This is a genomic window from Mesorhizobium sp. 43Arga (assembly GCF_053714255.1).
Genome location: NZ_JBSKBO010000034.1, coordinates 1 through 6,574, shown reverse-complemented (window position 1 = coordinate 6,574; position 6,574 = coordinate 1). Strand labels below are relative to the sequence as shown.

At 61.1% G+C, this 6,574-nt stretch carries 5 protein-coding genes and 3 pseudogenes; 6 read left to right on the top strand and 2 right to left on the bottom strand.

All coding sequences use genetic code 11. The features are described 5' to 3' along the window. Positions 1-226 precede the first annotated feature (226 nt). Positions 227-666 (top strand): annotated as a pseudogene (locus ACWGS8_RS35040) (IS66 family transposase zinc-finger binding domain-containing protein); the annotation flags it as partial. Positions 667-953: 287 nt separating this feature from the next. Here ACWGS8_RS35040 and ACWGS8_RS35035 read toward each other — a convergent pair. Further along, positions 954-2,117 carry an IS110 family transposase gene (locus ACWGS8_RS35035; RefSeq protein WP_454585188.1) on the bottom strand — a complete coding sequence of 388 codons (1,164 nt, stop codon included), beginning with the start codon at positions 2,115-2,117 and terminating at the stop codon, positions 954-956. A 63-nt stretch (positions 2,118-2,180) separates the two neighbouring features. Here ACWGS8_RS35035 and ACWGS8_RS35030 point away from each other — a divergent pair. The 4 genes and pseudogenes from ACWGS8_RS35030 to ACWGS8_RS35015 all read left to right on the top strand — a co-directional run. Then, a pseudogene (locus ACWGS8_RS35030) lies at positions 2,181-2,327 on the top strand (IS66 family transposase); the annotation flags it as partial. Between the two features lie 160 nt (positions 2,328-2,487). Further along, on the top strand, positions 2,488-3,723 hold the full coding sequence (locus tag ACWGS8_RS35025; RefSeq protein WP_454585187.1) for a tyrosine-type recombinase/integrase: 1,236 nt from the start codon (positions 2,488-2,490) through the stop codon (positions 3,721-3,723). Next, on the top strand, positions 3,720-4,670 hold the full coding sequence (locus ACWGS8_RS35020) for a tyrosine-type recombinase/integrase (protein ID WP_454585186.1): 951 nt from the start codon (positions 3,720-3,722) through the stop codon (positions 4,668-4,670). The genes ACWGS8_RS35025 and ACWGS8_RS35020 overlap by 4 nt, the downstream gene beginning before the upstream one ends. After that, a complete protein-coding gene (locus tag ACWGS8_RS35015) occupies positions 4,663-5,658 on the top strand; it encodes a tyrosine-type recombinase/integrase (protein WP_454585185.1) in 996 nt (331 codons plus the stop codon). The genes ACWGS8_RS35020 and ACWGS8_RS35015 overlap by 8 nt, the downstream gene beginning before the upstream one ends. A 115-nt stretch (positions 5,659-5,773) precedes the next feature. On the opposite strand, the pseudogene ACWGS8_RS35010 reads toward ACWGS8_RS35015, so the two are convergent. After that, positions 5,774-6,348: pseudogene (locus tag ACWGS8_RS35010) on the bottom strand (IS66 family transposase zinc-finger binding domain-containing protein); the annotation flags it as partial. Here ACWGS8_RS35010 and ACWGS8_RS35005 point away from each other — a divergent pair. After that, the coding region (locus ACWGS8_RS35005; RefSeq protein ID WP_454585189.1) for a hypothetical protein at positions 6,232-6,574 on the top strand (343 nt) is incomplete at its 3' end. The pseudogene ACWGS8_RS35010 and the gene ACWGS8_RS35005 sit on opposite strands and share 117 nt — an antisense overlap.

Here is a 6,574-nt window from a genome sequence, read left to right as displayed (position 1 = left end):
TAGAGAGGATGTCCCGGATCCAGAACCTGGACAACCTCAACCAATGATTCATCAGACTCACCAAAGGGGATATTCCTGTAGGCCTTCGCTCGAAGGGCTCGACTGGCGGCGCGTCCATGAGGCGCAGCGGACCCGTGTTCCAGCCCAGGCCGGCTGACCCGCGACGAAGTGAATCAGCCTGGATTCCGCTGTCGCGGGCTGTCGGCGAATATGGTTTGATCCGCTCATGGCGATGGCGGCGGACCAGCTTCCCGACGATCCAGACGCGCTGAAGGCGATGGTCCTGGCGCGTGATGCCGAGAATGCCCGACTGATCCAGATCATCAAGGAATTGCAGCGCCACCGCTTCGGCCGTCGTGCCGAGACGTTGCCGGAGGACCAACTTCTTCTGGGTTTGGAGGACGCCGAGCAGATCGAGGCCGCCGGCGAGGAAGACAACGAACAAGCATCTCCGGCAGAGCGTCTCGCGCGCATCGCGAAGCGCCGGACAAATCGTGGCGCGCTGCCACCCATCTTCCGCGCATCGAAATGGTCGTCGACATCGAGGACCATGCCTGCCCGTGTTGCCGAAGCGGTTTGCACCGGATCGGCGAGGACGTGAGCGAGCGGCTCGATATCGTGCCGGCCCAACTGCGTGTGATCGTCGTGCGCCGGCCCAAATATGCCTCACATGGGGATTACATGGTCAAGTGTGATTTCCTCCTTCGCAGTTTCGGTCCAAGGTCTGAGCCCGATCACGTGACGCGGCCCGGTCGCCGGGCCCATCCACCTCACATGCGGTCGCCGCTCCTGGCGGCAGCACCAATATCCCGCTTGCGGCGGGCGCAGGCTCAGGAAGGCGGAACCATTCTGCCGATCGGCTATTGAGGCCATGCATATTTTCGGTTCGCCCACCTGGATCCGAAAGGCTGATCAGGCCCTTACGGAATGGAGGAAAAGGGTGGTGGAAGCGGTCATGCGGTTTTCATGAGCGCTCCCTCGATGATGACGCCGGCGGTCGCGTATTTCCACAGCGCCACCAGCAGCTTGCGGGCGAGTGCAACGATCATCGCCTTCTTGAGGCGGCCGCCGTTGCGCGCTACCCGTTCGCTGAACCAGCGGGCCAGGCCCGAGGCCGGCTGATGGCGCAGCCACAGCCAGGCTAGCTCGACCATCGTCGTTCGCAGCCGCGGATTGCCGGCCTTCGACACGCCTTGTTCGTGATCGATCGTGCCGCTCTTCCATGGGGAAGGTGCCAGTCCCGCGTAGGCGGCCACCTGCCTGCGGTTGTTGAAATGCCGGAACAGCCCTTCGGCCTGGAGGATCGTCGCGAACTCCGGCCCGATACCCTTCAGTTCGAGCAACATCGCCGCCGGCGTCGAGGCGTCCACCGCCGTCGCGGCGAGCAGCGCGTCGCGCTCGGCCTCCACCGCCTTGATCTGGCCGAGCAGCAATTCGAGACGGTCAAGCTCGCGGCCGATCTGGGCCTTCATGCGGGCAGGCAGGGCGCGGCCATCGCCGGTACGCAGTTCTTCCAGGCGATTGCGCCGGTCGCAGCGCAAAGGCTCGTAGTCGCGGATGCCCTGGCTGAAGAGCAGGCCTTTGACGCGGTTGACGTGCTCGACCCGTTCGGCGACCAGCACCTTGCGCTCGCGGTTGGTCCGGCGGCGATCCTCATTCTCGGGCGTCGGCACCCGGACCATCGAGCAGACGCGTGGCTCACCCCGCTTGACGGCCAGCAGGGCGCGGATCAGCGCCTCGCCATCGAGCCGATCTGTCTTGGCGCGCCGGTGGCGGCGCGACACCGCTATCGATGCCGCATCGACGATGTGACTTTCAATCCAGTCCTCGCGGTTCAGCACCCGGTCGATCCAGAAGCCGTCCAGCCCAGCCTCCTGGATCACCACCAACGGATAAAGCCTGCGCGCCTCGGCCTTGCTGCGCAGCCCGGTGAGGCAGACGAGCAGCCCGGCGCTGTCACCGCCGGCGACCATGTGGCGCGACATCTTCTCGCTGCCCGGTACAATCGAGGTGACTAGCCAGGTCGATCTGGACAGCTCCAGCGACACGAAGATTGCGCCAAGATCCACGCGGATAGCGGCTTGTACCTCGGGTCGGTCGGCGGTCAAAAGATGCATGAAGGGCCTCCAAAGAGCGAGTTGCGATGGCCCACTCTGCCAGAGTGCGGGCCGCGATCCACTCCCCATGGGATCTGCCGCGCCTGCGAGGATGTGGTCGTTCAGGCTCCGGCGCCCGCCCGGCTGATCGAAGGCGGGCTGCCGACCGAGGCCACCGTCGCGCAGGTGCTGGTCTCCAAATATGCCGATCACCTGCCACTCTACCGTAAATGTTGATTTCAACATTTGCGATAAGATGTTGCGCATAGGATTATGCTGCGGAGGCTCCATTTCGTCCCAGGTTTCAGGCGATCTTGGGTAATCTCCGCAACATAAATTCCTGATGCGCCGGTGCCATGATCAGGGCTCCAACAACAAGGAGGCCCCGATCATGTTTGAGATTCTTTTTGGACAACCGTGCACGATTGCGCGCTATCGTTCCGCTCCATTGCTCGAAGAGCGGCTTCTGTATCTTTCGCATTGCGAGTGTCTCGGCATCAAGATCGAGACATTGCGGAAGATCGCCTTCCACCAGTTGGACTTGGTGCACATTCTCGATTTGCACGACAACGATAGTTCGAACTTGCCCAAGATTGAGAACGCATTTCGGCGATGGTCTTCACCCACGGAACGCAAGTCACGACCTCGCGCACGTCGGCGTTTCTTCGGCCACGCTGAGCGATGGATGCGCTTTATGGGCTGGCTTAAGGAGTCGGGAGCCAGATGCCACTCCCGTACGCGCGAGGTCGCCGTCTTTGCCACGCGCATGGCTTCCGAACGCGGATGGGCGGATACGACCATCGATGATTGTTGTCGAGCGGTCGACAGCTTTTTCGTCTGGCTGGATGAAAGAGGCGTCGATCTATCATCGGCAGGAATCTCTTTTTTCGATCAGTTTATCGCGCACTGTCATGCGCGTGGCGTTAGTCGTTCAACGACCTATCTCTATGCGCAACGACTTCGTTGGTTCGTACGGTTCGCCGAGCAGCAGGGCTGGTGCAGACCAGGATTGGCCGACGGTATCATGCCGCCGCGACGCTATCCAGGCGAGGCGATTCCGAAGGGATTGAACCGGGATGAGGTCACCCGTCTACTTGCTACCGCGGAAGGACACCATCCCCACGACATACGCGCCCGCGCCATCCTGATGCTGCTGATCACCTACGGTCTGCGTGCCGGAGAAGTCAGCGGCCTTCAGCTAGGAGATTTAGACTGGCAACAGGAGATGTTACGGGTACGCTGCCCCAAGCCCGGACGTACCCATCTCTATCCGCTGTCACCAGATGTGGGGCAAGCGATCCTGCGTTACTTGCGTGAGGTTCGTCCAGCGCACCCTGAACGGACACTGTTCCTGACGATGAAAGCCCCGATTAGGCCGCTTAGCCGGGGAGTAATTAAGGGGATCGTTTTTACTCGCCTCAATGACCTCGGAATCAAAGGCAAGCGCCGCGGCCCGCATGCGTTACGTCATGCCGCTGCCCAGCATCTCCTGGATCAAGGTTTATCGATGAAAGCGGTCGGCGACTACCTCGGCCATCGAAGCACGGCGGCTACCGCGATCTACGCCAAGGTCAATCTCAATACTCTTCGCGAGGTTGCAGAGATCAATCTGGAGGGGCTGCTATGATTCTTCGTGACGCGGTCGACCACTATGTCGCATGGCGGCGAGCCCATGGCGCCCGATTTATCACCAGCTCAAGGACATTGTACCAATTTTGCGATAGCTGCCCTGACAACGCGTGCTGCGATGCGGCTACAGAGAGCGAAGTACGCCGCTTTCTCGCCGGAACCGGTCCGCTCACGCGTTTCCGTGCGAACAAGTATGCCGCTCTCGCCGGATTTTACCGTTATGCGATCAGTCGCGGCTATGCTGTCGCGTCGCCGCTGCCGGCGGCGGACGAAGAGCCGCGGGCGCCGCGATCAGCTCCATCTTACATTTACTCCCGTGAGGAACTGCAGCGCTTGTTTGGGGGCGTTAGTATCAGCCGCAAGCGCGCCATCCGGTTCGACGCCGAGACCTTCCATATGTTGCTCTTGATCCTGTATGGCGCGGGGCTGCGAACCAGCGAAGCACTCCATCTGACCATGAAGGATGTCGACCTTGCAGACGCCATCCTGACAGTTAGGGACACCAAATTCTACAAGAGCCGTCTCGTTCCCGTTGCGCCTCAACTTGCCAGCGCCCTTAGAAGTTATGCCGGACGCCGTTCGGATCGCCCCCTGCCTGAAGGAATGGCGTCTGCATTTCTTGCAAACCGCGACGGAACACAGGTATGGAAGCACAATGTCGACCATGCATTCAAACGGCTACTCGAGCATGTCGGAATCGCCCGTAGGGATGACGGCCGACGCGCCCCGTGTCTCCACGCTCTGAGGCACACCGCAGCCGTCCATCGGCTAACGTCCTGGTATCGCGACGGGGCAGATGTGCAACGGCTTCTACCGGCGCTCTCGACATATCTCGGCCACGCCGACCTGGACGGCACAAGCGTCTACCTGTCGATGACACCGGAACTGTTACACGAAGCATCGGCCTGCTTCGACCGCTACGTCAACGGAGGCCACCATGCGTGATCTCCGTACGCTCGGCCCCTGGCTTCGGCGCTTTCTGGCAGACTACATCGTTACTGAGCGCCGTCTCGCCCGCAACACGCAAATGAGCTACCGCGACAGCTTCACGCTGCTGCTGCCATTTATCAGTACCAAGGTCCGCAAACCAGCGGATCGTCTAAATGTCGAGGATATTACTCCGGCACTCCTACTGCAGTTCCTTGCTCATCTTGAAGAGAACCGCAGCTGCTCGGTACAGACCCGCAACCAACGCCTGACGGCGATCCGATCCTTCGCGCGCTTTGTCGCCAGCCGTGATCCAGCTCATCTTGCCTGGTGTGCGCAGATCCGTGCCATCACGACAAAGAAGGCCGCACCGCAGCCGATCTCGTGGATGAGCAGGGACGAAATGGAAGCGCTGTTAGCGGTTCCCGACCGCCAGACGTTACGCGGCCGGGCTGAGCATGCCTTGTTGCTCTTCCTCTACAACACAGGAGCGCGGGTCTCGGAGGCTACGAGATTACAAGTCGGCGACCTTCAGATCAGTCGGCACGGCGACAACCATGCGCTTGTCACTCTTCACGGCAAAGGCAACAAAATCCGCCAATGTCCGCTGTGGCCGCGCACGGAGGATACGCTCGGCGAACTCATTCGGGGCCGGGAAACCTGCGAGCCCGTCTTCCTCAGCCGCCATCGCAAACGATATACCCGTTTCGGGGTCTATCGGCTTGTCGAGCGATGTGCGGCACAGGTGCCATCGCTTGCTGCACGGCCGATCACACCGCACGTGGTCCGCCATACATGCGCTTGCCATCTGTTGCAGGCGGGTGTCGACCTTAACACCATCCGTGCATGGCTCGGACATGTAAGCCTTGAGACCACCAACATTTACGCCGAAATCGATATGGAGATGAAAGCGAAAGCAATGGCGCTTTGCAGCGCCGCCGCTCCGCGACCGGAAAGGCCGTGGAAAGAGGACAAGGGCGTGATGGCGTTCCTGAATTCTATTTGAGTCCAAGAATTTATGTTGCGGAGATTACCCAAGATCGCCTGAAACCTGGGACGAAATGGAGCCTCCGCAGCATAATCCTATGCGCAACATCTTACCGTAAATGTTGATTTCAACATTTACGGTAGAGCGGCAGATGATCGGCATATTTGGACACCAGCACCTGCGCGACGGTGATCTCGGTCGGCAGGCCGCCTTCGATCAGCCGCGCGGGCGCCGGAGCCTGCACGACAACGTCCTCGCAGGCGCGGCAGGCATATTTGGGCCGGCGCACCACGATCACGCGCAGCTGCGCCGGAACGATGTCGAGCCGCTCGCTCACGTCCTCGCCGATCCGGTGCAGGCCATTGCGACAGCACGGGCAGGCATGGTCCTCGATGTCGACGACCATCTCCGTGCGCGGCAGGTGGGGTGGCAACGCACCGCGGTTCGCCCGGCGCTTGGCGACACGCGCCTGACGTTCGCCAGGATCGGGCTGTTCCTTCTCTTCCTCGCCGGCGGCCTCGATCTGCTCGGCCTCTTCGAGCCCCAGCAGCAACTGATCTTCGGGAAGCTCTCCGCACGACGGCCGAAGCGATGACGCTGCAATTCCTTGATGATCTGGATCAGGCGGGCATTCTCGACGTCGCGCGCCAGGACCATCGCCTTCAGCGCGTCCGGATCGTCGGGAAGCTGGTCAGCCGTCATCGCCATGAGCGGATCAGACCATATTCGCCGACAGTCCGCGACAGCGGAATCCAGGCTGATTCACTTCGTCGCCGGTCAGCCCGCTTGGGCTGGAACGCTGGTCCGGCGCGCCTCGTGGACTCGCCGCCAGTCGAGCCCTTCGAGCGAAGGCCTACAGGAATATCCCCTTTGGTGAGTCTGATGAATCATTGGTTGAGGTTGTCCAGGTTCTGGATCCGGGACATCCTCTCTA

Coding starts and splice junctions, on each gene's coding strand:
- ACWGS8_RS35020 (WP_454585186.1), top strand. CDS start 3,720: ATGATTCTTCGTGACGCGGTCGACCACTATGTCGCATGGCGGCGAGCC.
- ACWGS8_RS35015 (WP_454585185.1), top strand. CDS start 4,663: ATGCGTGATCTCCGTACGCTCGGCCCCTGGCTTCGGCGCTTTCTGGCA.
- ACWGS8_RS35035 (WP_454585188.1), bottom strand. CDS start 2,117: ATGCATCTTTTGACCGCCGACCGACCCGAGGTACAAGCCGCTATCCGC.
- ACWGS8_RS35025 (WP_454585187.1), top strand. CDS start 2,488: ATGTTTGAGATTCTTTTTGGACAACCGTGCACGATTGCGCGCTATCGT.